General features: G+C 59.7%; 21 protein-coding genes. 5 read left to right on the forward strand and 16 right to left on the reverse strand.

What is annotated here, in order from left to right; translation table 11 throughout:
- Positions 1–53: 53 nt before the first annotated feature.
- Together FAES_RS29120 and FAES_RS17590 are read right to left on the reverse strand one after the other, a co-directional pair.
- Positions 54–1,958: a TlpA family protein disulfide reductase gene (locus FAES_RS29120; RefSeq protein WP_015332581.1), complete on the reverse strand. Its 1,905-nt coding sequence runs from the start codon at positions 1,956–1,958 to the stop codon at positions 54–56.
- Between the two features lie 79 nt (positions 1,959–2,037).
- Positions 2,038–4,005 (reverse strand): TlpA family protein disulfide reductase, encoded by a 1,968-nt coding sequence (locus FAES_RS17590; RefSeq protein WP_015332582.1) that lies wholly within the window; start codon positions 4,003–4,005, stop codon positions 2,038–2,040.
- Between the two features lie 171 nt (positions 4,006–4,176).
- Between FAES_RS17590 and FAES_RS17595 the strand changes: the two genes are divergently transcribed.
- A complete protein-coding gene (locus FAES_RS17595; protein ID WP_015332583.1) occupies positions 4,177–7,119 on the forward strand; it encodes a T9SS C-terminal target domain-containing protein in 2,943 nt (980 codons plus the stop codon).
- Positions 7,120–7,139: 20 nt separating this feature from the next.
- Here FAES_RS17595 and FAES_RS17600 read toward each other — a convergent pair whose 3' ends face one another.
- The 3 genes from FAES_RS17600 to FAES_RS17610 all read right to left on the reverse strand — a co-directional run bounded on the left by FAES_RS17600 (position 7,140) and on the right by FAES_RS17610 (position 9,456).
- On the reverse strand, positions 7,140–7,754 hold the full coding sequence (locus FAES_RS17600) for a hypothetical protein (RefSeq protein WP_015332584.1): 615 nt from the start codon (positions 7,752–7,754) through the stop codon (positions 7,140–7,142).
- Positions 7,693–8,952, reverse strand: coding sequence for an argininosuccinate lyase (gene argH, locus FAES_RS17605; RefSeq protein WP_015332585.1), 1,260 nt, complete (start codon positions 8,950–8,952; stop codon positions 7,693–7,695). Before argH ends, FAES_RS17600 begins: the two co-directional genes overlap by 62 nt.
- 165 nt (positions 8,953–9,117) lie before the next feature.
- Positions 9,118–9,456 (reverse strand): DUF6970 domain-containing protein, encoded by a 339-nt coding sequence (locus FAES_RS17610; RefSeq protein WP_015332586.1) that lies wholly within the window; start codon positions 9,454–9,456, stop codon positions 9,118–9,120.
- Positions 9,457–9,629: 173 nt separating this feature from the next.
- Here FAES_RS17610 and FAES_RS17615 point away from each other — a divergent pair, with 173 nt between their 5' ends.
- Complete coding sequence (locus tag FAES_RS17615; protein WP_015332587.1) at positions 9,630–10,625, forward strand: type I phosphomannose isomerase catalytic subunit; 996 nt, start codon at positions 9,630–9,632, stop codon at positions 10,623–10,625.
- A gap of 117 nt (positions 10,626–10,742) precedes the next feature.
- Positions 10,743–11,540 carry an energy transducer TonB gene (locus tag FAES_RS17620; protein ID WP_041258055.1) on the forward strand — a complete coding sequence of 266 codons (798 nt, stop codon included), beginning with the start codon at positions 10,743–10,745 and terminating at the stop codon, positions 11,538–11,540.
- Positions 11,541–11,607: 67 nt separating this feature from the next.
- Here the strand turns inward: FAES_RS17620 and FAES_RS17625 are convergent, their stop codons facing one another.
- The 11 genes from FAES_RS17625 to FAES_RS17675 all read right to left on the reverse strand — a co-directional run bounded on the left by FAES_RS17625 (position 11,608) and on the right by FAES_RS17675 (position 23,065).
- Positions 11,608–12,423: a TIGR02757 family protein gene (locus FAES_RS17625; RefSeq protein WP_015332589.1), complete on the reverse strand. Its 816-nt coding sequence runs from the start codon at positions 12,421–12,423 to the stop codon at positions 11,608–11,610.
- An 89-nt stretch (positions 12,424–12,512) separates the two neighbouring features.
- A complete protein-coding gene (locus FAES_RS17630; protein WP_015332590.1) occupies positions 12,513–13,256 on the reverse strand; it encodes a hypothetical protein in 744 nt (247 codons plus the stop codon).
- Between the two features lie 62 nt (positions 13,257–13,318).
- Entirely contained in the window at positions 13,319–14,179 is an 861-nt protein-coding gene (locus FAES_RS17635; protein WP_015332591.1) for a tetratricopeptide repeat protein, read from the reverse strand.
- Positions 14,180–14,277: 98 nt separating this feature from the next.
- Positions 14,278–14,910 (reverse strand): hypothetical protein, encoded by a 633-nt coding sequence (locus FAES_RS17640; protein WP_015332592.1) that lies wholly within the window; start codon positions 14,908–14,910, stop codon positions 14,278–14,280.
- Positions 14,911–15,006: 96 nt separating this feature from the next.
- Complete coding sequence (locus tag FAES_RS17645) at positions 15,007–16,893, reverse strand: beta-N-acetylhexosaminidase (RefSeq protein ID WP_015332593.1); 1,887 nt, start codon at positions 16,891–16,893, stop codon at positions 15,007–15,009.
- Between the two features lie 33 nt (positions 16,894–16,926).
- Entirely contained in the window at positions 16,927–17,295 is a 369-nt protein-coding gene (locus FAES_RS17650; protein ID WP_015332594.1) for a type II toxin-antitoxin system VapC family toxin, read from the reverse strand.
- Positions 17,295–17,543, reverse strand: a complete 249-nt coding sequence (locus tag FAES_RS17655; RefSeq protein ID WP_041258057.1) for a hypothetical protein — start codon at positions 17,541–17,543, stop codon at positions 17,295–17,297. The genes FAES_RS17650 and FAES_RS17655 overlap by 1 nt, the downstream gene beginning before the upstream one ends.
- Positions 17,544–17,616: 73 nt before the next feature.
- Positions 17,617–18,975: an FGGY-family carbohydrate kinase gene (locus tag FAES_RS17660; protein WP_015332595.1), complete on the reverse strand. Its 1,359-nt coding sequence runs from the start codon at positions 18,973–18,975 to the stop codon at positions 17,617–17,619.
- 103 nt (positions 18,976–19,078) lie between these two features.
- The gene (locus FAES_RS17665; RefSeq protein ID WP_015332596.1) at positions 19,079–20,353 is read right to left on the reverse strand and encodes a sugar isomerase; all 1,275 of its coding nucleotides are present in this window, start codon (positions 20,351–20,353) and stop codon (positions 19,079–19,081) included.
- Positions 20,354–20,426: 73 nt separating this feature from the next.
- Positions 20,427–20,894, reverse strand: a complete 468-nt coding sequence (locus FAES_RS17670) for a four helix bundle protein (protein WP_083891497.1) — start codon at positions 20,892–20,894, stop codon at positions 20,427–20,429.
- Between the two features lie 38 nt (positions 20,895–20,932).
- The gene (locus FAES_RS17675) at positions 20,933–23,065 is read right to left on the reverse strand and encodes a bifunctional rhamnulose-1-phosphate aldolase/short-chain dehydrogenase (RefSeq protein WP_015332599.1); all 2,133 of its coding nucleotides are present in this window, start codon (positions 23,063–23,065) and stop codon (positions 20,933–20,935) included.
- 129 nt (positions 23,066–23,194) lie between these two features.
- Here FAES_RS17675 and FAES_RS17680 point away from each other — a divergent pair, with 129 nt between their 5' ends.
- On the forward strand, positions 23,195–24,241 hold the full coding sequence (locus FAES_RS17680; protein WP_015332600.1) for a GntR family transcriptional regulator: 1,047 nt from the start codon (positions 23,195–23,197) through the stop codon (positions 24,239–24,241).
- Between the two features lie 153 nt (positions 24,242–24,394).
- Positions 24,395–25,429, forward strand: a complete 1,035-nt coding sequence (gene rhaT / locus FAES_RS17685) for an L-rhamnose/proton symporter RhaT (RefSeq protein WP_015332601.1) — start codon at positions 24,395–24,397, stop codon at positions 25,427–25,429.
- Positions 25,430–25,552 lie beyond the last annotated feature (123 nt).

Raw genomic sequence — 25,552 nt, forward strand, 5'->3', positions numbered from 1 at the left:
GAACGCGGCGGGCGAAACAACGCCAGCAGGACCTTATTTCCCCGTTTATTGGCTCAGCGGTATCCGTCGTTCAGGGCCTCAATCGCCTGCTGTAGCTCGTCGGTGGTGGCTTGTGCGTTGTCAGAGTAGCCCGCGCTACGGTAGCGTATCCGCCCTTGCGCGTCAATCAGGATGGTCGACGGCAGCAGTTTTACGCCGTAGGCATCGGCCATTTTCCGGTCCGGGTCGAGTAGTACGGGGCTGGCGCCAATCTGTTTGGCGGCAACAGCCCGCACAGCGGCTTTGGCGGCGGTTTCGTGGGTATTCACAAACAAAAACTGCACGCTAGGTACGTTCCTGAAGCTGTTGCGAACCTGGAGTTTGGGCGGCAACGATGCCCGACAGGGCTCGCACCAGGTCGCCCAGAAATCGAGCACCACGACCTTGCCCCGCAGACTCGCCAGCGATACCCGCCGCCCGTTGAGGGCCATGAGCGTAAACGGCGGGGCCGGTTCGTCGGTAAACTTGTCCATCACGACGGCGCGGCGGTCAGCAGCCTCAATAAGGGCCAGGTTGTGCTGGTAGGTGGCCAGTTCGCGCGTACCGCCCAGCCGCGCCGTTTGCCAGTCGCGCAGGCTGCTGCGCAGGCTCGCCGTGGTCCGGTTGGCGCGTACGACCGTCAGCATAAAGGGCAGCACCGAATCGGCCCGGCTCGTTTTCTGCGCACACAGCCAGATGCGTTCGTTGGTGGTGGGGTCGGTTTGCCGCGGCGGCGTGCTGGTCCAGATCTCCCGGTAGCGATTCAAGGCGGGCAAATACCGGTTCTGCTCGTAAAGGGCATGGGCTGATACCGCCTGCGCGGCCCGGATCTGCCCCGCCCGTTCCATCGCCAGCTGCTTATTCGTCGGGGGTACCGGGCGCTTGCCAAACGCCCAGATGGCCCGGTTGGCCAGCCAGTCGGCCTGGGGCATGCCCCGCCCTTCTTTGGCCAGCTGATGCGCGAACGACAACAGCAGGACCGGATCGGTTTCCGGGTCGGCTTCAGCACCCATAAACTCCACCAGTTCGCGCAGCTTATCCGCTTTGAAGTACGCCTCGGCGACCGCACTCACAGCCACGCCCCGGTAGGGCGAACGCGGCAGGGTAGCCACAAAATCATTGAAATTTGCCCGCTTTTTTCCCAGATCCGGCTCGGCGGCGATCTGCGCCACGCGGGCTTTCTGGGCGGCATCGCTGCTGTGGTCGACGCTGCTGATGCGGTCGCGGGCTTTCTGGGCCAGTTGCGGCTCGTTGAGCTGGGTGTACAGTTCGGCGGCGGCGCGCAGATCGGCGGGCGTCAGATTAGCCGTCTCGCTCGTCAGGTACGCGTCGATGTCGGCCAGGCAGGTTTGCCGGTAGTCGGGACGGGTTTGGCCCTGTTGGCCTTCCCGTAGTTTGGCCCGCACCAGATCGGCCCAGTAGAGCGGGCGGGTGGTGGGGTGCCGGGCAATTTCCTGCTCATACTGCCCAACGGCCCAGGCCCAGTCGGGTTTGACCTTGAGCAGGTACGGAAACGACGTGCGCATCAGCACCGACGCCTGCCCACCCACGGCATGAGGCAGCACCGCGCCGGTTTTGCTGTGAAGCAGGATGGGGTAAAAATGCGCGTTGTTGTGATCGATCAGCGCCGGGTTGTTTCGGCTCTGGAACGCGACTAACAGCCCCGCTACCTCTTTAAACGGAATCTTAATCGTTCCCACGAAGGCTGAGCCGGTCGGCACGGCCGGGGCCGTTTCCGACTGGCTCAGCCGCATCTGCGCCGGGGAGCCGTAGCGCAGAAACACTGCCTGAATGTCGGTTTCGCCAATTAGCGGGCCGGTAGGTGTGTAGGTAAACGACACGACGCCATCGATTTTGGGCCGGTCGGGCGTGAAGCGAAGCTGAGCCAGTGCGGCGGTTACACTGAGCAAAAACAGGCAGGGTGTGAGATAGCGATTCATAGCCGTAAGCTACTGATTAGTACGCACTCACCTGCAAAAAGCGGACCTAATCCCTGAAGAACGAAGCCGATTTTGGCGGTTACATCTCTTTCAGGGCTTCGATCACCAGCGTCAGTTCGTCGGCGGTGGCTTCGGCATTGCCCGAATAGCCAATGCTGCGGTATCGTACCCGGCCTTTGGGGTCGATGATAACCTTCGTGGGAATACCCTGCACCCCGTAGGCGTCGGACACCCGCTGGTTTAGATCGAGCGGTATTACGCCGGTATAGGGCTGACGGGCCACGAAATTCTGCACCCGGCTGACGGGACCCCCTTCGCGGGTGTTGACGAACAGAAACTGCACGTTGGGGTCATTTTTGAAGTAATCGCGCGCCTGCCGCATGGCCGGGAAGGAAGCAACGCAGGGCCCGCACCAGGTCGCCCAGAAATCGAGCACCACGACTTTACCCCGCAGCCCCGCCAGCGAAACCGTTTTGCCGTCGAGGGTCGTCAGCGTAAAGCCGGGGGCGGGTTGGTTCACAAACTGTTCGGCTAGTTCGGCGCGGCGATCGGCGCGGTAGTCGGCTTCGAGCGTGCGCAGGTACGTTGTCGCCTGCGCCGCACCACCCAGCCGCGGCGTCTGCCACTCGATGAGGCTGCTGCGCAGGCGCGGGGTGGCCCGCCCTTCGCGCACGACGCTTTCGATAAAAGGCAGTACCGAATCGGCCCGGCTGGCGCGTTGGGCACACAGCCAGGTACGTTCGTTGGTGCGGACGTCGGTCTGGTCGGGGGTCAGGCTGGTGGCGGCTTCGCGGTAGGCCGTCAGCGCGGGCAGGAGGCGATTTTGTTGTTCGAGCGCATGCCCCAGCGCAGCCTGCGCGGCCCGGATCTGAGCCACCCGATCCTGGCCACTATTGCGGGGAGCAGGCACCTGCCGAAACACAGCAATAGCCCGGTTGGCGATCCACTCGGCCTGGGGCAAACCGCGCCCCTCTTCGGCCATCTGCTGGGCAAAACTGAGCAGGAGCGCAGGGTCAGTGGCGGTTACCGGCTGGGCGGTCAGGAAGTGGACCAGTTCCTTGAACTGACCGGGTTTGAAGTACGCTTCGGCCACCGAACTCACCAGCACCGCCCGGTAGGCCGAAGTCGGAAATGCCTGTGTAAACGAGGAAAAGGCGGTTAGCTTTCGGCCCAGATCCGGCTCGGCCCGAACGGCTTCGGCCCTCGCTTTTTGGGCCGCGTCGCCCGCCGGGTCTACCGTTTTGATGCGATCACGGGTCTGTTGGGCCAGTTTGGGTTCATTCAGTTGGTCATAAAGCTGGGCGGCGGTAGTCAGGTCAGCGGGCGAAGGCGCGGGTTTCTGGCTGTCCAGGTACGTGGCAATGTCGGTCAGGGCCGTCTGCCGGAAATTGACCGGCGATGGCGCGCGACCAGCTGGCGCGCGTTTGGTGGCGCCACCTCTGGCCGAAGCGCGCGTACCGGCTGGCGCCGATGTAGCGGGACCACTTTCGGCCTGCCGCATTTTGGCCAGAATCAGGTCGGCCCAATACAGCGGCCGGGTGGTGGGGTGCTGCTGAAGCTCCCGTTCATACTGCCCAACCGTCCAGGCCCAGTCGGGTTTGATTTTCATGGCGTAGGGAAACGCCGTGCGGACCATCACTGACGCCTGCCCGCCCGTGGCGTGGGGCTGCACGTTACCGTCGGCGGTGTGGAGCAGAATGGGGTAAAAATGGGTGTTGTTATGGTCGATCAGGGCGGGCTTGGCTTTACTCTGGAAGGCCATCAGGAAGCCCGCTACGTCTTTTTTAGGCACTTTCACCTCGCCGATCACGCTGTTGCCCACCCGCACGGCCGTGGCTGTTTCGGGCTGGCTCAACCGCATCACCAGCGGCGATCCGTAGCGCACGTAACGCCCTTCGATGGTCGTTTCACTGGCCAGCATTGCGTTGGGAGTGTACGTAAACGAGACCACGTCGCCGGGTTGGGGCCGCTCGGGCGTGTAACGAAACTGAGCCAGCAAGGGCGTGGTCGATAGTAGAAAAAAGGAAAGAAGAAGCCGTGCATTCATAGTCGGAAGATAGCGCACAGGGCGTAGACTATAGCACAATAGGCCCGTAATCTGATCGACGTGTACACGACTCGACCCGGGTTGACCTACCGCCAAGTAACCATTTTACGGCGTCGTACACCAGGTTGAGACAAGCCAACGTTTATCGGGAAAATAAGTACGTCTAACGCTATGAGATCATTCTTTACGGTAAGCCTAGTGGCCCTGGTGATGGCTATTGGCTTGTTATGGCCAACGATTACGCAGGCTACCCATGTGCGGGCGGGTGAAATCACGACCCGGCGCCTGCCCAGCTCCGGGTCGGCCCTGACGTATGAAATTACCCTGACGGCTTATTATGATGTCACCAACCGGCTAAGCCAGGACGCCGCCGCCGCCGCTACCGAATCCCTCTTCTGCTTTGGTGATGGCAATTTCCAGAACGTACCCCGCCTGTCGATTCGACCACTCAATGCTGCCACCACGGTCAACATCTATCGGATTGTGTACACCTACGCCGGTCCAGGTACGTATACCATCTCAGCGCGGGTCATCAACCGCAACGACAACACCCGCAACATCAACAACGGCAACTCGCTCAACGTCAACTTCTTCGTCTCCACCACAATCTCTGCCAATGGGTCGCTGGGGTTGAATTCGAACCCCGTGCTGCTCAACGCCCCCGTCGACACGGCCCGCATTAGCCAGCGCTACTGCCACAACCCCGCTGCCTTCGACCCCGATGGCGACAGCCTTTCCTATCGTATCGCCACGCCCCAGCGATCAGCCGACGAGATCGGTAACGTGAATGCTGTAGCCTGCCGGTCGCTGCCCGTGCCGGTTTATGTGCTCCCTAATGTGATTGGGGCACCGGGTCGGACCGAAGCGGGGAGCTCACCGGCCACCTTCACCGTCGACCCCCGCACCGGCGACGTCTGCTGGGACGCCCCCGTCGAGGCCGGCCAGTACAACTACGCCTTCGTCATCCAGGAATGGCGACAGGGCGTCTTGATCGGGGAGATCACCCGCGACGTGCAGGTCATCGTCCTCGACGGACCCAACAAACGACCCCTCATCGACCCCATCGCCGACATCTGCGCCGAGGCGGGCAGCCTCATCACCCAGGCCATCCGCGCCACCGACCCCGATGGCAACCGCATCCTGTTGCAGGGCTACGGCGGGCCCTTCAACCGCACCCCCGAGGGCACCCAGTATGCCCCCGCCCTGCTGCCCCCCGCCTACGCCAGCCTCACCCCGGCGGCCTCCCAGCCTTCGCCCGCTACGGGCACCTTCTCCTGGCAGACTAACTGCAGCCAGCTGCGGCAGGACCCCTACCAGATCACCATCAAGGCCACCGACCAGCCCCCCCGGGGCACGGCCTTCTCGCTCAACTCCTACGAGACCTTCGGGGTGCGGCTCATCGCCCCCCGCCCCCAGAACCTGACGGCCCGCCCCCTGGCCGGGGTGGGCACCAGCGGGCGGGCCATCCAGCTCAACTGGAGCGGCTACAGCTGCCTGCCCCCCACACCACCGGCTGACCAGCAGCCCTCGCAGATGATCGTGTATCGCCAGGAAGGCTGCGATACGCGCAACCCGCCCTCTTGCACCACGGGCATCCTCTCGGGCTACACCCGCATCGGCAGCGTGCCTTTGACGGCTACCACCTTCACCGACACCACCAACCTTAGGCGGGGCGTGAGCTACACCTACCGCATCGTGGCCCAATTCGCCCTGCCCACCGGAGGGGAGAGCGTCGTCTCGGCGGGCGTCTGCCTGAGCCTGCCGCTGCTGGCCCCGGTCCTCACCCAGGTCACCGTCGATAGCACCGGACCGGCCACCGGCGCGGGCCGCGGGGTGATCACCGTGCGCTGGAGCCGGCCCATCGGGCTTAACCCCGCCGACGGGGGCGGTCCCTTCCAGTACCGGCTGCTGCGGGCCGAGGGGGCCACCAGCACGGCCTTCACCCAGCTGACGGCGGTGAGCACGGGCCTGCTGCCCTCGGTGGTGGACACTTTTTTTGTGGACCGGGGGGTGAACACCGCCGGGGCCGTCTACCGCTACCGGCTGGAGTTCTACACCACCGTCAACGGCCAGTTGCTGCGCCAGGAGACCACCGAGATCGCCAACAGCGTGCGGCTGAGCGCCACGGGCGGCATCCGTCAGATCGAGTTGAGCTGGGCGGCCGCTGTGCCCTGGAGCAACGACAACCAGACGCACCTGGTGTATCGCAGCCGCACGGGTCCGGCGGGCCCCTTCAACCTGATCGCCCAGGTAGCCGTGCAGGGGCCGGCCACCTACCGCTACGTGGACAGCGGGGCCGACCTGGTGGCCTCCGACGGCAACACCAGTGGGGCCCTCTCGCTGGACAGCAGCTATTGCTACCGGGTGCAAACGGTGGGCCAGTATGCTGACCCCACCATCCGGGCTCGCACGGGGCGGTTGCTGAATTTCAGTCAGATTCAGTGCGCCTCGCCGGGCGACACCACCCGGCCCTGCGCCCCGGCCCTGACGGTGGATCAGCTCAACTGCGCCAATCTGGCCCCCGACGCCTTCTGCAACCAGGCGAGCTTTGCCAACACGCTGACCTGGAGCTACCCCACCCAGGTGGGGGGGCAGGCCTGCGACGCGCGCATCGCCTCCTACAACCTGTACTATGCCCGCTACGAGGGAGACAGCCTGCGGCTGCTGGCCAACATCCCGGCCCCGACCACCACGTTTGTGCATCAGAATCTGACCACGGTAGCGGGCTGCTATGAGGTGCGGGCGGTGAACAACCGGGGTCTGGAGAGTGGGCCCAGCAACCGGGTGTGCAAGGACATCTGCCCGTTGTTTGCCTTGCCGAACTTGTTCACCCCCAACGGGGATGGCAAGAACGATGTGTTTACGCCGTTGCGGTGTCCTCGGTTTGTGGAGCGGGTGGAGGTGGTGATCTACAACCGCTGGGGGGTGAAGGTCTACACCTCGGTGGGTGGCGAAGTCGCCTGGAATGGCAAGACGGGCGATGGTAGGGAGTTACCCGGTGGGTTGTACTACTACGAGGTGCGGGTGGTATACGCGGGCTTGCAGCGCAACGCCGCCCCACAACTGATCAAGGGTTATGTGCAGCTCATCCGCGATGCCATCGGTATGCGGTGATAGATAACTCTACCCGTTGCTTAGAGGCATGTGGCGGGCGTCAGGTGGAAGCTGCGCGTAAACAGGCGATGCTCGGTATAAACCGGGATAAACAGCAGCCTCCACTTGAGCGCTACGTCGATGGTATAAGCCAGTTCCGTCGGAGATACCTGCCGGTAGCTGACGGTACGGTCCCAGTCAAAAATGGGGAACAGATTATGCGCAAACGGACGTACCTCCAGCACAACCCGATTAAAAATCGAGTCGCGTGGGTACGTCAGGTGCGTCATGTTCTGGAGTTGAAGCGTGGGGGTTTTAACCAGGTAATTAACGTGCTGAAACCCGCTCAGGCTATCCCGCTGATAACAGCCGTTCAGTTGAGTCGGCACCCGGTCGGCGGGAGGAAAACGGTTGGATCGACTAATCCAGAAAAACGCCAGAGCGAGAAGGGCTACCGTACCCACAAACCGAAAAGCTGGCAACGTTTTCGGCTGTCGATAAAACCAGTACTGCCAGGCCAGCACCACACCCAGCAGCAACGCGACGTTTAGGATCGTCCAGAGGCTATAGTTCATATCAAGTGACGTACCCAGTTCAGGCCAATAATGCCCGTTCGGCTTGCTGGGTACGTTCGGCACCGAAGCCAGCGAGGGCATCCTGCATCGCTTCAACGATGTGCTCGTTCATCAGGTTACCGATACTGCCTTCGTGGGTGTGGTGTAGCTCACGGGGGGGCTGATAGGTGTGCTCGGCGATTTCTTTACCCACGGTGCGGTACGCCTCGCGGAACGGCACGCCTTCCAGCACCAACGCATTGACCCGCTCCACGCTGAACAGCAGGTCGTATTTGGGATCGTCGAGCAGATTGGGTTTTACCTGCACGTGTTCGAGCATATAGTCGGCGATGTGGAGGCAGTCGAGCAGGTCGTCGAAGGCGGGCATCAGCACCTCTTTCAAGATCTGCATGTCGCGGTGATAGCCGGAGGGCAGGTTGCTCAGCACCAGCGTCACCTCCATAGGCAGGGCTTTCAAGCGGTTGCACTTGGCCCGCAGCAGTTCGGCCACGTCGGGGTTTTTCTTATGCGGCATGATGCTGCTCCCCGTCGTGAGGGCTTCGGGCAGGATCAGGAAACCGAAATTCTGGCTGTTATAGAGGCAAACATCCATCGCCAGCCGCGAGAGCGTACTGGCGATCGCCGCCAGCGCGTTCAGCGCCGTCTGTTCGGTTTTGCCCCGGCTCATCTGCGCATACACCACATTGACGTGCATACCCTCGAAGCCCAGCAGGTCGGTGGTGAGCGTGCGGTTGAGGGGGAACGACGAGCCGTAGCCCGCCCCCGACCCCAGCGGGTTGCGGTTGGCAAAGCGGTAGGCTGTTTGCAGCGTCAGCATATCGTCGGCGAGGGCTTCGGCGTAGGCGCCAAACCACAGGCCAAACGACGACGGCATGGCGATTTGCAGGTGCGTGTAGCCCGGCAGCAAATCGGCCTTATGCTCGTCGGAGCGGGCGATGAGCCGGTCAAATACACGGTGGGTCGCTTCGGCCACCTGCCACAGCCGCGTGCGGGTGAACAGCTTCAGATCCACCAGCACCTGATCGTTGCGCGACCGGCCCGAATGGATTTTTTTGCCTACGTCGCCCAGTACCCGCGTCAGTTGCAGTTCCACCTGCGAGTGCACGTCTTCCACGCCGTCCTCGATCACAAACTGCCCCGCTTCGATTTGCCCGTAGATGGTTTTCAACTCACCCTGTAACGCGGTCAGTTCGTCGGTGGTGAGCAGGCCGATGGTTTCGAGCATCCGGGCGTGCGCCAGGTTACCCAACACGTCGAACGGAGCCAGGTGCAGGTCCATCTCACGGTCGCGGCCGACCGTAAAGCGTTCTATTTCAGCGGCAGTTGATACGCCGTCTTTTTGCCAAAGCTTAGCCAATGCGTAAATGAAGGATTGCGTGAATAATCGGCTTGCTATACAAGCCGACGCAAAGGTCGCACAGAAAGTGGAGGACGCCCAACCGGCTTACGGGGTACGTTGCCAAATCTCAGTTTTCTCGGTGGCTTCCTTGAAAAAATCGGGACAGTCGCCGCGTCCCCATCCACCACCGGTCGAACAGATGGTCTGGCAATCGCTGTCCAGCACCAGGCTGGGCGCGTCGCAGCAGTCCGACAGGGTAAAATACACGTACCGGTTTTGGTATTTATACCGCGTGATCGTGACAACAGGCCACCGATTGCTTGCCTGTCCGTTCTGCTGGATAATGGCCTGAATGCAGGCAGGTACGTCGGTTGGCGTTGGCTCAGTCGCCCGGCCGCAGGCGAGTAACAGCGATAGCCCAAGGAGTATAGCGTAGCCCTTCATAATCGGTCATTTTTGATCGTAGAGTCTACTTCGGGCGGTTTCGTTGGGAGGCGGTTCAACAAAAGCCGTTCACGCTATAGTCAGGGTTTCGCAGCGATCCCAACCCTCGAAACATCAAACCCCCGCCTATCTTTGCCGGTTCAAGAGTCAGACGACATAACGAATCAACCGCAATGCTATACCCGCTCACGTTTACGCCTCAGTTTAAAGACAAAATCTGGGGTGGCCACAAGATAAAAACCATCCTGGGCAAAGACTTCCCGACCGGCCCGGACGGCCAACCGCTGCCCAACTGTGGCGAAACCTGGGAAATTTCGGGCGTACCGGGCAACATTTCAGTAGTGAAGGAAGGCGCACTCGTGGGCGAAAACCTGCAGGCGATTCTGGAAAAATTCAAAGAGGAACTGGTTGGCAAGCACGTCTACGAAACGTATGGCAACGAGTTTCCGTTGCTGGTCAAATTCATCGACGCCAACGACGATCTGAGCATTCAGGTACACCCCAACGACGAACTCGCCCGCGCCCGTCACAACAGCTTCGGCAAAACCGAGATGTGGTACATTCTGCAAGCCGACGAAGGGGCCAAACTCAATTCGGGTTTCAACCGCGAGGTGACCAAAGACGAATACGTGAAAGCCGTGGCCGACAACACGCTACCCGAGATTCTGAACATCGAAGAAGCCAAACCCGGCGACGTATTTTTTCTGCCCGCAGGCCGCGTTCATTACATCGGCAAAGGGCTGTTGCTGGCCGAGATTCAGCAAACGTCCGACATCACCTACCGGATCTATGATTTCGACCGGAAAGACGATAAAGGCCAAACGCGCGAACTCCACACGGAGCAGGCTGTCGACGCCATCGATTACCACTACTACGGCGACTACAAGACGAGCTACGACCATAAGCGGAACGAGGGCGTGAACGCTGTAAAGAGCGATTACTTCGTGACCAACGTGCTCGATTTCGATCAGGAGGTGATGCACGATTATACCCACCTCGACTCGTTCGTGATTCTGGTGTGCGTGGACGGCTCCCTCACGATTCAGGCAACGGGGGGTTATTCGGTGCCGCTGAAAAAAGGCGAATGCGCGCTGATTCCGGCCTCGACGCCTTCGGTGACGCTCGTTCCCAACGGCCACATGACCCTGCTCGAATCGTACGTACCCTGATAAGCCTGTAGACTTACCGAAGCGCCCCGGCCGCTCAATCGCATGAGCAGCCGGGGCGTTTGTCGTATGCACTTTTTGGCCGTTCGGCATCCATTCGGAAACCAAACACCGAGTATCATGGCCAATTTCGACGACATTCTGTTTGCAGGCCGACCACAGGCCTACGGTGCCTATGCACTCCGGCAAGCCTACCGCCCCACGCTGAGCCGTGCCGTGCTAATCGGCAGCCTGCTGTTTCTGGGTACGTTGCAACTGCCCCGCCTCTACGCGCTGGTCAAACCTGACAAGACGCAGTTTATGGACGAGGTAATCCTGGACGACGTCAAGATCGAGACTCCTCCCAACGACCCGGTGGTTGTACCACCCCAAACGCAGCCCGCGCCCGCTCAGGCTACGGTGCGTAACCTCGTGCCCGACGTGGTAGCCGACGCGCCTGACGACGTACCTGACGTGGCTACGGTCGACGAATTGAAGGAGGCCACCTCGGGACAGACGACGCAGGAAGGCACTGGCGAGGTCGAGTTCATCGAAGCGCCCGAAGCCTCGAACGGCCCCACGGTTATCGAGCACGCGCTGGAGGTGACTCCGCCCACAAAAGACGATGTTTTTGTGTCGGTTGAGCAGGAGCCGCAGTTTCCGGGTGGCCAGGCGGCCCTGATCGGTTTCCTGCAAAAGCACCTGCATTATCCCGCCGAAGCCAGCCGGGTCAACGCGCAAGGCAAGGTGTTTGTGAATTTCACCGTCAATACCGACGGAAGTATCGTCGACGCCTCGATACTGAAAGGGCTTGGATTCGGTACCGACGAAGAAGCCCTGCGCGTGTTGCGCCTGATGCCCCGCTGGAAACCGGGCCGACAGGGCGGTCGCGCCGTGCGGGTCAGGTACGTGCTTCCCATCACTTTCGCGCTGGAATGAAGTTGTTGATTTGGTTGATGGCACCGCAGCGGCGGACCGTGCGGATGCTGCGGTGCCCTCAATAAGATCACATCTCTCCTTCCACGCCGAGGCCAAACAGGGCGAAGTCGTAGCGGACAGGGTCGGTGGGGTCAAATTGGCGAAGGATGTCGGTGAGGGCCACGGCAGCTTTCCAGTCGGTTTTGGGCGTTTCACCGTGCGACGGACCGACGCGCCTCGTGCCGAGCAGCCCCAGTTTACTGGCCACGCGGCCCACATGCACGTCGATGGGAATAACCAGTTGGTCGGGCCGGATGCGTTGCCAGAGGCCAAAATCCACGCCCCTATCGTCGCGGCGGACCATCCAACGCAGAAACATATTGAGCCGCTTGCAGCCCGAATTGCGGGCCGGCGTAGCAATGTGTTTCCGGGTACGTTCGGGGAAGAACAGCCCCGCTTCACCGGTGGTATCGCAAAACCGGTCGTGGAAGGCCATCAGGTGCGGTTCGGTGGTTGGGCTGTCGGCCCCGCCCCCAACGGGCAGAAAGGCATCTTCCAGCGATTCGTGGCGGTTGTAGTACTGCTTCAGAAAATGCAGAAAATAGAGCGTATCGGTGGTGTTGAAGGTGCGGTGTTTGAACGCCAGAAACCGGCGCAGGTCGCTGTCTTCGTGGTAGCGGATAAAATCGTAAGGTACGCCCTCCATGAGCGTAACGAGTTCGTTGGCCTTCTGCAAAATCACCGGCCGCTGCCCCCACGCCAGTACGGCGGCCCAAAAGCCCATAATTTCGATATCCTGCAACCGCGAAAACCGGTGCGGAATACTGATGGGGTCACGTGCAATGAAGGCTGGGCGGTTATACTGATCGACTTTCTGATCGAGGAGTTCTTGAATGGCTTGCATACCTCCATAACCACGAAGCCGTCGGGTTTATTCGCGGTTTACCGGGCGTTGTCGAAACATAGCCGACGCCTAGGCCCACTTGTTGGGCCTCAGTTCAGGTATTGAAAAAGGGGCGTTTGCGAGTTGGTGCGGACGTAATTGCCAGTTACGGTGGCGGCATCCCCAAAGCCACAATTGGCCGAATCGTTCAGAAAATCAACGCAGGCACCATTGTTGAAGAACGTCAGCTTGATGGCGCACTTGCCTTTTTCGGCGGACGTATAAATAGCCTGATTGCCCGATAGCCGGAGCAATGTCCGGTCGATAATAGCCAGCTGGCGGGCTGGTTCGCCCGTAACACCCTGCATGGCCATCCAGATTTTGCGGGCATCGAGTTGCTGTACGTAAAGCGTTGCCGAGCTGGCTTTGGGGCCAAAATTGTACTCGTAGGTCCCGGTCAGGTCGGTTAGTTTCAGGGGCTTTTCCGGCTTGTTGGTCACCCCACCCGTGAGGTCGAACGGCATTTCGGGGCCCGCTGCCGACGGACTATTCCACAGGCCCAGAAACCCTTTGCTGGTTCGTTTGCCGCTGTAGACGCCCATCACGTTGCCTTTCTTGTCGAACTCGTGCATCAACAACGATGATCCGTGCAACGTACCCACCACCTGAATGGGGATGCCGCTGCGCGTGTAGACCAACGTACCGTAGGCCAGATTGTCGGCGGTTGTTAGCGTTAGCGAGACGGGGTAATTGCCCACGTGCCCTTCGTACACCCGCGTGGTTTGCATGGGCACCGACTCCGCCAGACCAACTAATTTCGCTACTGACCACAACGATGTCAGAGTATTTTTCATACGCGAGAGGCTCTAAAATGGGGTCGACACCCAAGCTGGCTCCCGGCATTCAGCGATTCCACTTAGGCCTGGGCGCGTTTCAGAATGCTTCCCAGCAAACTCCCTACAAACGTCAGACCAATTGCCCCATAGAGCGAGAATAATTCTACTTCCAGATCCACACTCGACGGCGACGGACCCACCACGACATAGTAGCCAACGCCCAGCAGAAAGGCCTGTAGCAGGGCTAATACCCACCCTTTACGCGGTTCGGCAAACCCAATAGCTGCCGCCGAAGCCGTGGCAACCAGGTAAGGCCAATGAATGACCGACGTTTGTTTAATGATAAAAAGTAGCACCGCCGCGTTGAGCGCCGTCAGGCCCGCATGTTTAAGCAAAGACCGATCCAGAAACATCTGCGATTTAGGATTCGGTAGGCCCAATACGTCGCGCGCCGCCACCAGGGCCGCTTCGGCCCGTGCCATATCCTGACTGGCCTCGGTTACCTGCCCGATTTGCTGCCGGGTCAGGCCGCGCCAATGATAGGCCTCGCCGGTGTTGCCGTGGAAGATCGCTTTGTCGAAATCCTGAAAGGCCGTCGGGTAATCGCCCTGTTCGTAATGGATCTGGCCGGTCTCGAGGTGCAGGTCCGCGATGGTATCATCGAAGCTTTTGGCTTTAGTCAGATCCTTTAGCGCCTCGTCGGTGTCGCCCAGCGCCCGGTAGATGCGGGCGCGGTAGAGGTATGCCACGCCAAACTTCGGGTGTTCGATCAGTGCCTGGTTGAAATAGACCAACGCCGCCGCCAACTGATCGGTCTGGTAGAGCAAAATGCCGTCGTGCAGTTGTTCGGCCTGTTTCTCGGCTTCGCTTCGTTGGTCGGCATAATATTTCAGGTAGATGATGTAGCCCACAAACGAGGCCACCGTCAGGAATTCAATCATACAGCATCCGGCATTACCCGTTATCTGAACAACCCCGGCACACCGACTTTTGTGCCCGTTTCCCGGTGGAATCGGCCGCACCACCGATCACACAGCCGCTATTTTTTGGGCAGAATCTTGCTGGTATAGGTCTCAAACCGAACCTCGCCAAACGGCTTCAGATCAACCGTTCTGGCAGGCTTCGATTTGGTGAGCTTGCCCGAGGCATCGAACGCCATCGGTTGCAACACAACGTCGTGCAGCCACCAGTCGGGTCGTTTGGGGTCAAACTGAAACGTGACGATCTGCATGGTTTTCTCGCCGAAGCCCACCGTGCTGATGAACGACAGAAAATTACCGTTGATCGTAACGCGGGTGAACGGATCCTGCCGGGAATTGCCCCCGCCGCAGGTCGAGCAGGCCACGAGCTGATCGTTATAAACGGCGGTGCGCAGTTGCCCGTTGGGCTGATGCAGCAACAGCAGCACCCGGCGCGAGAAGCCGCCTTTAGGGTCGTCGGGCCGTTGCTGGGTGTTCTGGGCGATCACGACGATGTCGGGCCGTTTGTCGTTGTTGACATCGCCCACAAAGTGCCGGAAGTAGCGATACACGCCCGGCGTTTGGCCAATGTGCCGTTGATACAGCACCACCGAATCGGCCGTGAGTAATACCCGTTCCTGGGCCAGCAGCTGATGGAGTGGCCCACCAAGCAACAAGAAGACAAGCAGGGCAATGTGTGATGGCTGTTTCATAGACTGTACGTGCGAACGGGCTAAAATAAAGCTTTTACAGCATCAGCCTCCGGTTTTGGGCCGGAAAGCATTCAAGTAGTCAGGACGGTGAACGGCTCATTTTTTAGCCCGCTTCAGCAGCTCGTCGCGCTTCAGCGTAAGCATGCGGCCGGCGGGTTGCCCGTTGCGGTAGGTAACGGCGCGCAGGGTCACGTCGCCCTCCGGCACCGGAATAGGCTGACTGTAGCGTTGGCTGTAACGGCCGGGCACGGTGTCGTCGAGCGAGTAAAAAATATCGGTGCCGGGCAGTTCGGCGTCGAGCATCAGGGTCAGTTTATTGTCAGCAATGGTCGTGCTGACGATGGGATCGTAGGCCGCGCGGGCGTAGTTGACCCCGGCGGCATCGGCGCGGCGCATCTGCGCTTCGAGACGGGGAATGAACCCGGCCCAATCGCGGCGGTTGCGTGGCGTCCAGAATACCTCCGACAGCGCCCAGGTACGTGGGTACGTCATGTATTCGGCATGGGCCAGCGTCGGAATCTGTTCGGTCCAGAGGTTCCCCTGCCCACCCAGGATGCGCGTCGAATCGATGCCGGGCGGTACGGGTTCAAACTCGTAGCAGGTTTTGAGGCGCAGGCTGGCGTAGATGCGGGGTTCAAGTGTGGGGTCACCCTGCATGTAATCGATGTAGGCAAAGGTGCTGGGCGTCATCACCACGTCGTGACCGTGTTGGGCCGCTTCGATGCCGCCTTTCATGCCCCGCCAGCTCATCACGGTCGCGCTGGGCGACACGTCGCCTTCCAGAATCTCGTCCCAGCCCAGGAATTTCTTGCCTTTGGCGTTGATGATCTTCTCGACCCGCTTCATGAAATAGCCCTGAAGCTGCTCCACGTGCTTCATGCCTTCTTTCTGCATCAGCGCCTGACAGCCGGGGTCTTTTTCCCAATACCCTTTGTAGCACTCATCGCCACCGGCGTGGATGTAGGGGCCCGGAAAGAGCGCCGCCACTTCGGTGAACACCTTGTCGAGCGTAGCATAAACGGCTTCATCCGACGGATTCAACGTATTGTCGATCAGCATCTTGAACGTGCCGTTGCCGTACCACTCGGCAAACTGCGTACCGGGGTTGACCCGCACCGACGTGTCTTTGCTGCACGAGAGGTTGGGGTACGCCGCCAGCATCGCCATGCTGTGGCCGGGAATATCGATCTCGGGTACGATGGTGATGTTGCGGGCCTGCGCGTACTTCACCACCTCCCTGATGTCGTCCTGCGTGTAGAAGCCGCCATACGTAGCGGCCTCGCCCGGTTTGGGGTTGGGTCGCTCGCCGAAATGCCCATCGCGCGGCACACGCCAGGCGCCTACGCTGGTGAGCCGGGGCAGGCTTTTGATCTCGATCCGCCAGCCGTTGTCGTCGGTCAGGTGCCAGTGAAAGGTGTTCAGTTTGAGGCGGGCCAGTTCGTCGATGTAGCGCATCACATCGGCTTTCGGGAAGAAATGGCGGCTCACGTCGAGCATCACCCCGCGCCAGCCAAAGCGCGGATAGTCTATGATCTGCACGGCGGGTACGTTGGTCGGCTGGGTCATTCGCCCAGTCGGGGCAGGCTGTTCGGTCGGTACCAGTTGCAACAGCGTCTGCGTCCCGTAAAACAGCCCGGCGGGTTGGTTGGCCGTGATGACAACGCCCTTGGGACTGCTACTGAGCCGGTAGCCTTCGCGGCCTAGTTTAGCGTCGGGCGTTGGGGTCAGCGTGAGCAGAATGGTATTGACGGGGGCTGCCGCTGCGGGCCGGCTTGTCAGCGTGAGGCTTGTCTGTTCGGCCAGTTGCCGGGAGAGCATTGCCGCTACCGAGGCCGACTCTGGCTTGGTGTAGGTGATGGTTGTGGCTTTGGTCAGGGTGAAGTGGCCCGGCTGAGGCTGCACCGATACCGGCTGCGGTACTAACTGAATCTGGGCCTGAGCCAGTGAGGCAACGAGCAGACCCACGAGGAAAAGAAAGCGCATAAAAATGGGTGAGTAGATTAGGAATCAGGTACGTTACCGGTCGATGGGGTTTACGACCACAAGGCCGGGAATAGAGGTAAAGTCAGCCGTGTTGCGGGTGTACAGCTCGAAGCCGTTCAGTAGAGCCGTAGCGGCAATAATGGCATCGCCAAGCGACATCTTTTTTTGTTGGCGAAGTTCAACGGCTTTGTCGATGACATAATCATCAATCGACAATACGGCTGCTGTATCGAACAATCCCCTCAAGTATCGTTCGTCATCAGCTGTGATCTGTTGAAAGCCCAGTACTTCAACTTTGGAAATACTAGACAGATACGTTCCCTTTTTAATCAGCAAAGCGCGCAAAAAGGCATACTCCACTTTGGCAGCGTAGATGATAATGTTTGAATCAACAATAATCATTATTCATCGCGAAAGGGTAGTTTTCGGTCTTGGCGAGACTCCCGAAGATGCTCCAGCATTGCGTCGATGTCCATGTTAGGGCTACCCCTGAGCACCGCTTCTCGTAGCGAGGCCCGCTCCTCGTCACTCATCGGTTTTTTCGGGACTACAGGTGTTTTTGGCTGTAGCTTGATCAGGTCTAAATCAGCTAAGTCTTCCAGCAGGCGAATTGCTTTTGGGTTCAGAATTTCCACCGAATACATCGTCATCGGTCCGTCGGTTTGGTATTTCTTTCACAAGATACGAAACAGCCCGTTTGTTCCTTTGCGACGTCTATCCTGCTCAATACCCCACCAGCCGAATCGCGTCGGGATCGAACGGCAGGGGGTTCCAGTGGTCGTGCAGGACCAAGGCCGTACCGAGCGCCGACGCTTGAGCCACTTCCGAGGCCTGCAATCGACAATGGGGTAAGGCTGCCGCCAGCCCCCGCATGAACACGTCGTTGCGTGAAAAACCCCCATCGACGTATACGTTCCGAATGCCCGATCTGCCGATCGCCAGTTGAAGCGAGGCTAGCTGCTGGGCAATCAGATCGAGCATGAATTGGTGGTAAGCTTCGTCGTAGGTGGTGAAGGTGTTCAGGTTACGCTCCACGAACGGACTTTCGCGCAGGTCGGTCAGGTACGTGTCGGCGGGTTTGGGTTGGCGGAACTGCGCCTGTAGCCGCTGCATGAGCGCGGCATCATACCGTACCTGGCGGAAGGTGTTCAGGTCGACGTGGAAATAGTCAGCCAGGTGCCGGACGTGCCGCTCGTGTTCATTGCCCGCGAAGAGGCGCGAGGCTTTCACCGGCCTTCCGTCGTAACCGAGGTAGCACAGGCAATCCTGCCGAAGCTCATCGACGGTAAGGGGCTCGTCGTTGAAGGGGTTCATGCTCACGGCCCAGGTGCCGGTGGAAAGCAGCGCAAAGGGCTCGGCAAAGGCCCGCCGATACGGTACCAGCGCCGCCGACGAATCGTGCATGCCGATGCCCGCTACTACGCCGTTGGCGAGCGTGAAACAGGTTGTTGACGGCAGTGGCGGCTGGCAAAGGGCGGTGATGCCTTCCCGGCGCGTCCAGTCGTGGTAGTTGTTCTGGCCAAAATCCCAGAGGGCGGTGTGGCACCCCACGCTGGTAATTTCCGACACGGGTTGGCCATGCAACAAGTACGCGATGTACTGCGGCAGGTGCAGCGAATGGGCAATCTGCCCGAACAGCACCGGTTTGGTGTGCTTGAGCCAATAGAGTTGCAGCCCCGAATTGAGCATACCCAGATCAGGCGAAGCCGTTTGCGCGCAAAACTGGTCGATGGGGCCATACTGCTCGAAAAAGCGCCCGTGCAACTCACGGGGAAATTCGCGCAGGTAATTGTAAAGCGGTGCAATGGGTTGCCCCTGCGCGTCGAGGTGCACCAGACTCGCGCCGTAGGCCGACACGTTTACCGCCCGCAACGACCATTGCGGCTGGGCCAGCAGCCACGCGTAGGTCTCCCGCACCCAACGCGTCAGCCGGGCCAGATCGTCGCAGTGAAAACCGTCGTCGTCGGTGATTTCGGTAAACGGCGTTTGCTCTTCGTGCAGCAACGTATAGTGCTGATCGAACACCAGTACTTTCTTGTTGGTCTTGCCAACGTCAAACACAGCACAGACGGAGGTGGGCATGAGATAAAGAGTGAAAGCGTGAAAGAGCCAAAGAGCGAAACGTGCTTAGACGCTGACTGCTCTATCAGCCACTCTTTCGCTCTTTGGCTCTTTCACGCTTTAATTAGAGTCCCGTGGCGATGGCTTTGGCGCCGCGCTGACCGATGAGTTGCTGCCGGATGGCTTGTTCACGGAAGAGGGCGAGCGGGGCCAGTGCCCCTCCGGCTCGCAGGCGGGCTTCGGCCACCAGCGGGCGCACGTCGGTACGGAAGGCGTCCTGCAAAATCTCCTGCGCTGTCACCACGTCGTTGGCGTTGCGGGCGTCGGCCAGCCGGGCCTGGTCAATCAACAGGGCCTGGGCGTAGGCGATCTGGATGGCCTCCACGCTTTGGAGCAGGTCTTCGAGCGGGTCTTTCACGTTGTGGCTGGCGTCGATCATCCAGCCCAAATCGGAGGCGTGATTCATGCCGCGCGCGTCCATCCCTTCGACCAGTTCGTTGAAGATCAGGAAGAGCTGGTAAGGCCGGATGCTACCCACCGTCAGATCGTCATCGCCGTATTTCGAGTCGTTGAAGTGGAACCCGCCAAGCTTGCCTTCCATCAGCAGCAGCGATACAATCTGCTCGATGTTGGCGTTGGGCAGGTGGTGGCCCAGATCGACCAGCGTGTAGGCCTGCGGCCCCAGCTTCTGGGCATAGAGCAGGCTGCTACCCCAGTCGCCGACGGTCATCGAATAGAAGTTCGGCTCGAAGGCTTTGTATTCGACAAACACCTTCCAGTCGGGCGGCAGGGCGGCGTAGATCGCCTGCAATGATTCGTAGGTACGTTGGAACGCCTGCCGAAAATTCAACTGACCCGGGAAACAAGACCCATCCGACAGCCAGACGGTCAGCGATTTTGAGCCCAGTTCGACACCGTGCCGGATCACCTCGATGTTGTGGTCGATGGCCTGCTGCCGCACCGCCGCGTCGACGTGCTGCAACGAGCCAAATTTGTAGGATTCAGGTTGGTCGGCTTGGTCCTGAAAAGTGTTGGAGTTGACGGCGTCGAAGGTCAGCCCCAGCGCGGCGGCCCGTTCCCGCGTGGCGGCGGCATCGGCCGGGATATCCCAGGGAATGTGCAGCGAAATAGCCCCCGACGACCGGTTGAGGGCGTGGAGCAGCCCCACATCGTCGATTTTCTCGTCGAGCGAACGGGGTTCGCCCCCGCCGGGGAAGCGCCCGAAGCGCGTGCCGCCCGTACCCAACGCCCAACTGGGAATAGCAACCTGATAAGCCATCAGCTTCTCGATGATGGCTTCCGTTTTATCAACCTCGCCCGTCCAGGGAGCCAGTTGCTGCTTGTGTTTGGCGAGTCGCGCTTCGTTGTGTTGCGCGATCTGATCTGAGTTTAGGAGCATGGTAGTAATGTACAATGCACGATGTACAATGAACAATGGGTACGTTGTACAGCCTGCTGGTGATCAATCTGCTTCACTGCTGTTTCGTGAGATTGGCTCTGGTTGATTTGAGTATACTGACTAACAACCGTATTAATTCACCACAATCTCTGCTCAATGATGCATACATCGGTTCATCGATATAGTCCGTTGCTTTTAATAAGCCCAACCAGTAATTGGTCTCACGGGCTTCCTTGAGCGATATGCCTAATTTCGAGGCGAACTCACGTTTGGAAAAAGCGCAATCGGCCTCGTTAATATTAGCGCCAATAGAAGTTCCAGCCTTAAGAATCTGAGTCGACAGCGCACCAATGGTTGGGTGTTCTTTGCGGAGCCATTTATGCAAGTTGATAATGCGAACAGCGAACGCAACGGCTTTGTCAAGCACCTGATTCGGCTTAGTTACGTACCCAACTCCCGCCTCTTCGACTAACCAGTAGGTACTGGTGAGGTTCGTTGTCGGTTCATCCACTTCCGCGTTAATAGGTATCGGCTCCACCATTGTGCATTGTTCATTGTGCGTTGTTCATTACTCAACCTTTACCGAACAAACGCCATCGCTACGCCGCCGTCGACGTTGAGTACGTTGCCGGTTGATTTATTCAGCAGGCCACCGACGAAGGCGAAGCAGGCATTGGCAATGTCGTCGGGCAGAATGACTTCGTTCAGCAGGGTACGTTTGGCGTAGTAGGCGGGCAGTTCGTCCACCGACACGCCGTAAGATTTGGCGCGCCCTTCGGCCCAGCCGCCCGCCCAGATGTTGGAGTCGGCGATGACGGCGTCGGGATTGACCGTGTTGACGCGGATTTTATCGGCCCCCAGTTCGGCGGCATTGAGGCGACTCAGGTGCAGTTGGGCGGCTTTAGCGGAACCGTACCCCGCGTTGTTGGGCCCGGCGACCAGCGCGTTTTTCGAGACGACGTTGATGATGTCGCCACCGAGGCCCTGCTTGCGCATGACGGCTACGGCGGCTTTCGACACCATAAACTGCCCTTTCACCAGAATGTCGTAGAGCCGGTCCCACTCCTCGATGGTATGCTCGGCAATGGGCTTCGAGATACTGATGCCCGCGTTATTGACGATGATATCGACCCCGCCGAAGGCCAGACTAGCGGCGTCCATCGCGGCTTCGATGCTGCTCCAGTCGGTCACGTTGAGCGGGGTGGTGGCCACGGCATCGTTCCCGAACGACTTGACAAACTCAGCTTGTGCACCAGCGAGCCGCTCTTCGTTGATGTCGTTGAGCACCACACAGGCACCTTCTTGGGCAAACTTTTTGGCGATGGCTTTCCCGATGCCCCCTGCGCTACCCGTCACGAGGGCGATGCGGCCCGAGAGCGGCTTGGGCTTCGGCATCCGCTGCAACTTCGCTTCTTCCAGCAGCCAGTATTCGATGTCGAACGCTTCCTGACGGGGCAGCGAAGTGTATTCCGAAATGGCCTCAGCCCCACGCATCACGTTGATAGCGTTAATGTAAAACTCAGCGGCTACCCGCGCCGTCTGCTTGTCTTTCGCGAAGGTGAACATCCCCACGCCGGGCCACAGCAGCACCACCGGATTGGCATCGCGGATGGCGGGGCTGTTCGGGTGTTTGCAAGCCTCGTAGTAGGCCGTGTACATGGCTCGATAATCCGCAAAGGCCGGTTCGAGCTTCGTCTTGATCGCGGCCGGGTCGGTCAGGTCTTCGTCGGGCGCGAGGGCCAGCACCAGCGGGCTGATTTTGGTGCGCAGAAAATGGTCGGGGCAGGACGTACCCATCGGCGCAAGCCGCGACAGATCGTGGCTGTTGATGAATTCCAGTACGCGGGCGTCGTCGGTGAAATGGCCGATCATAGCTTGCTTACTGCTGCACAGGCCGCGCAGCACCGGGGCCAGTTTGGCCGCCTGTTGGGTACGTTGGTCGGCGGGCAGCGCGCCCAGGGCTTCGCCGCCAAAGGTTAAGCCTTTTTTACCGTAGTTGTCTTCCAGGTACGTGGCGCAGGTCTCGATTACGTCGAGTGTATTGAGGTAGCTTTCGTAGGCCGTGTCCCCCCACGTAAACAGGCCGTGCGACCCGAGCATAATACCCCGAATGCCTGGGTTTTCGGCCAGACACTGTTCCAGCTTCAAGCCCAGATCAAAACCCGGGCGCTGCCAGTCGACCCAGCCGATTTGCCCGTTGAACAACTCCTGCGTGATGCGTTTGCCGTCTTTGGCGGCGGCAATGGCAATGGCCGCGTCGGGGTGGAGGTGGTCGACGTGGGCAAAGGGCAGAAACGCGTGCAGCGGCGTGTCGATCGACGGCGCTTTGGAGTCGAGGTCATAGAGGCAGTAGTTGAACAGGCCCACCATCTCGTCTTCAAACGCCAGCCCACGGTACCGCGTTTTCAGCGCCTGTAGCCGGTCCATGTAGAGCGCGGCCAGGCCGTTGCGTTTCATGGTGCCCAGATCGCCGCCCGAGCCTTTCACCCACATCACCAGCGTCTCCTGGCCGGTAAGCGGGTCAGGCGCCATGGCTTTGCAGGACGTGTTGCCCCCGCCGTAGTTGGTGAGGCGCAGGTCGGCGCCCAGCAGGTTGGAGCGATACACCAGCAGGGCGACTTCGCGTTCGGCGCCGTTGAGGTCATCGAATTTGGCCGCTTCGGCTTCGTCCCAGAGGTAACTTACGTGTTTGTAGGATTGGGGAACAGACATGGTTAAACGAGCAGGTATACGGGGCAAAAGTAGCTTTTTGCCAAACCCTACCTTCCCATCACTTACCACCCACCTTACCAGTATATTTGGTGGTCCATTTCATTTCTCAGGTACGTTTGCCAACGCCGTATGCCATCAGCCAACCCACTCATCTGCCCCGTTCAGCTACTGCGACTCAACGCCCAAGCCGACACGCCCAAGTACCAGCAACTGTACGACTCGGTGATTCGGAACATCGAACAGCGGCTGGTGGGGCCGGGCTATCGGCTGCCCTCCATCTTTGAAGTCAGCAGCGAGTTCGACGTGTCGCACGGGACGGTCGAGAAGGCGTATCGGCTGTTACAGGCCAACGGCATCATCAATTCGGTCAACGGCAAAGGCTATTACATCAAGCACACGGGCATTGACCAGAAGCTGACCGTTTTTCTGCTGTTCAACAAGCTGAGCGCCCACAAAAAGCTCATCTACGACGCTTTTGTGGCCAGCCTCGGCCCCGACGCCACCGTGCAATTACACGTGTATTACAATGATTTTGAGCGTTTCCGCGACCTGCTTCAGCAACAGGACGACCGCGACCTGACGCACTACGTCATTATCCCGCACTTCTTCGATCAGGAAGACAAAGCCCGGCAGTTGATCGATCAGTTGCCCAAGCATAAGTTACTGGTACTCGACAAGTTGATGGAAGGCATCCGGGGCCGTTACGCCGCCGTGTACCAGAATTTCAAGGCCGATATCGACAGCGCGCTCACGGAAGCCCTGCCCCTGCTGACCAAATACCGGAAGCTGACGATCCTGTTTCCCAACCAGACGTACCTGCCCAAAGCGATCCTGAATGGCTTTTTCGCCTTTTGCAGTCAGCATGGGTTTGGGGCGCAGCTCATTTCAAGCATCGACACCGAGCCCATCGAGGCGCAAACAGCCTACATCACGCTGATGGAAGACGACCTGGTGCCGCTGGTCAAGAAAATCCGGCAGACCCCCTACCGGCTGGGGCAGGACGTGGGCATACTGTCGTACAACGATACGCCGGTGAAAGAGATCATTCTGGACGGCATCACCGTGATGTCGACCGATTTTGAGCAGATGGGCCGCACCGCCGCACAGCTTATCCGCGAGAACCGCTCCGACCACATCGAGAACCCCTTCCGGCTGATCGTGCGCCATTCGCTCTAGGTACGTGCCTACGGGAAGGAGTGGGAAGGTTGCCCCGCTTGGGCGGCACAATTTTATCTGGTAAAAATGATGATTGACGCAGCGGCGCGGGTGAGTAGATACCCGATACCGCCGTCTCTCACCCCTTTACCGTAACCCCTTTCCTCCTACCCTATGGGCTCCTTTCTTGGCATTTTCTTTCACGCCCTCGGCGGCTATGCGTCGGGCAGTTTTTACATTCCGTTCCGGCGCGTGCGCGGCTGGTCGTGGGAGAGCGCGTGGATTGTGGGTGGCGTGGCGTCGTGGCTGATTGTGCCGTGGCTGATGGCGTCCATTACCGTCACCGGCACGTCGGAGGCGATTGCATCGGCAAGCACCAACACCCTCTGGTGGACATACTTCTTTGGGGTGCTCTGGGGAATCGGCGGGCTTACCTTCGGCCTCACCATGCGGTACCTAGGTATTTCGCTGGGCATGGCCGTAGCGCTGGGCTACTGCTCGGCCTTCGGGACGCTCATCCCACCCCTCTACGAAGGCCGTTTCGATGAACTGCTTTTCACCCGCGCCGGGCAGGCAACCTTGCTGGGCATTGTGGTTTGCCTTATCGGGATTGCCGTTTGCGGGCTGGCGGGCGTTCGGAAAGAGCGCGAACTAAGTGCCGAACAACAGAAAGCCGCCGTCGCCGAGTTCGACCTGCGCAAAGGCATCCTGATCGCCACCGTATCGGGCGTACTGAGTGCCTGCTTCGCCTTCGGGCTGAGTGCGGGCAAGCCCATTGCCGAAGCCGTCGTGAAGCTGGGCACCGACCCGCTCTGGCAGAACAACGCCATCTACCCCGTGCTGCTGGCGGGCGGCCTCACCACCAACCTGATCTGGTGCATGGTCCTCAACAGCCGCAACAAAAGTTTCGGCGATTATACCGATAGCAAAGCCCCGCTCGGTAACAACTACGGCTGGGCGCTGCTGGCGGGTACCACCTGGTACTTTCAGTTTTTCTTCTACGGCATGGGCGACACGTACCTGGGCGATGAGTTCCGCTTTGCCGGCTGGACCATGCACATGGCGTTCATCATCCTGTTTAGTACGCTTTGGGGCCTGTTTTTGAAGGAATGGAAAGGCTCCAGCAAAAAAACGCTGACGACCGTCTACATCGGCCTCGGCCTGATCATCCTGTCCACGGTCCTGATCGGCATGGGCAGTCAGTTGTAGCCGACCGCCTTGCCAGTTCCTGTTTCTTAGTACCAAAGCGGCCCAGGCGCCGACGGCCCGACGCCTCCCTACTTCAGTTTAGGGAGGCTTTTTATTGCTGGCTGGCGAACCCCTACCCTGCGC

The organism is Fibrella aestuarina BUZ 2, assembly GCF_000331105.1.
Taxonomy (GTDB): domain Bacteria; phylum Bacteroidota; class Bacteroidia; order Cytophagales; family Spirosomataceae; genus Fibrella; species Fibrella aestuarina.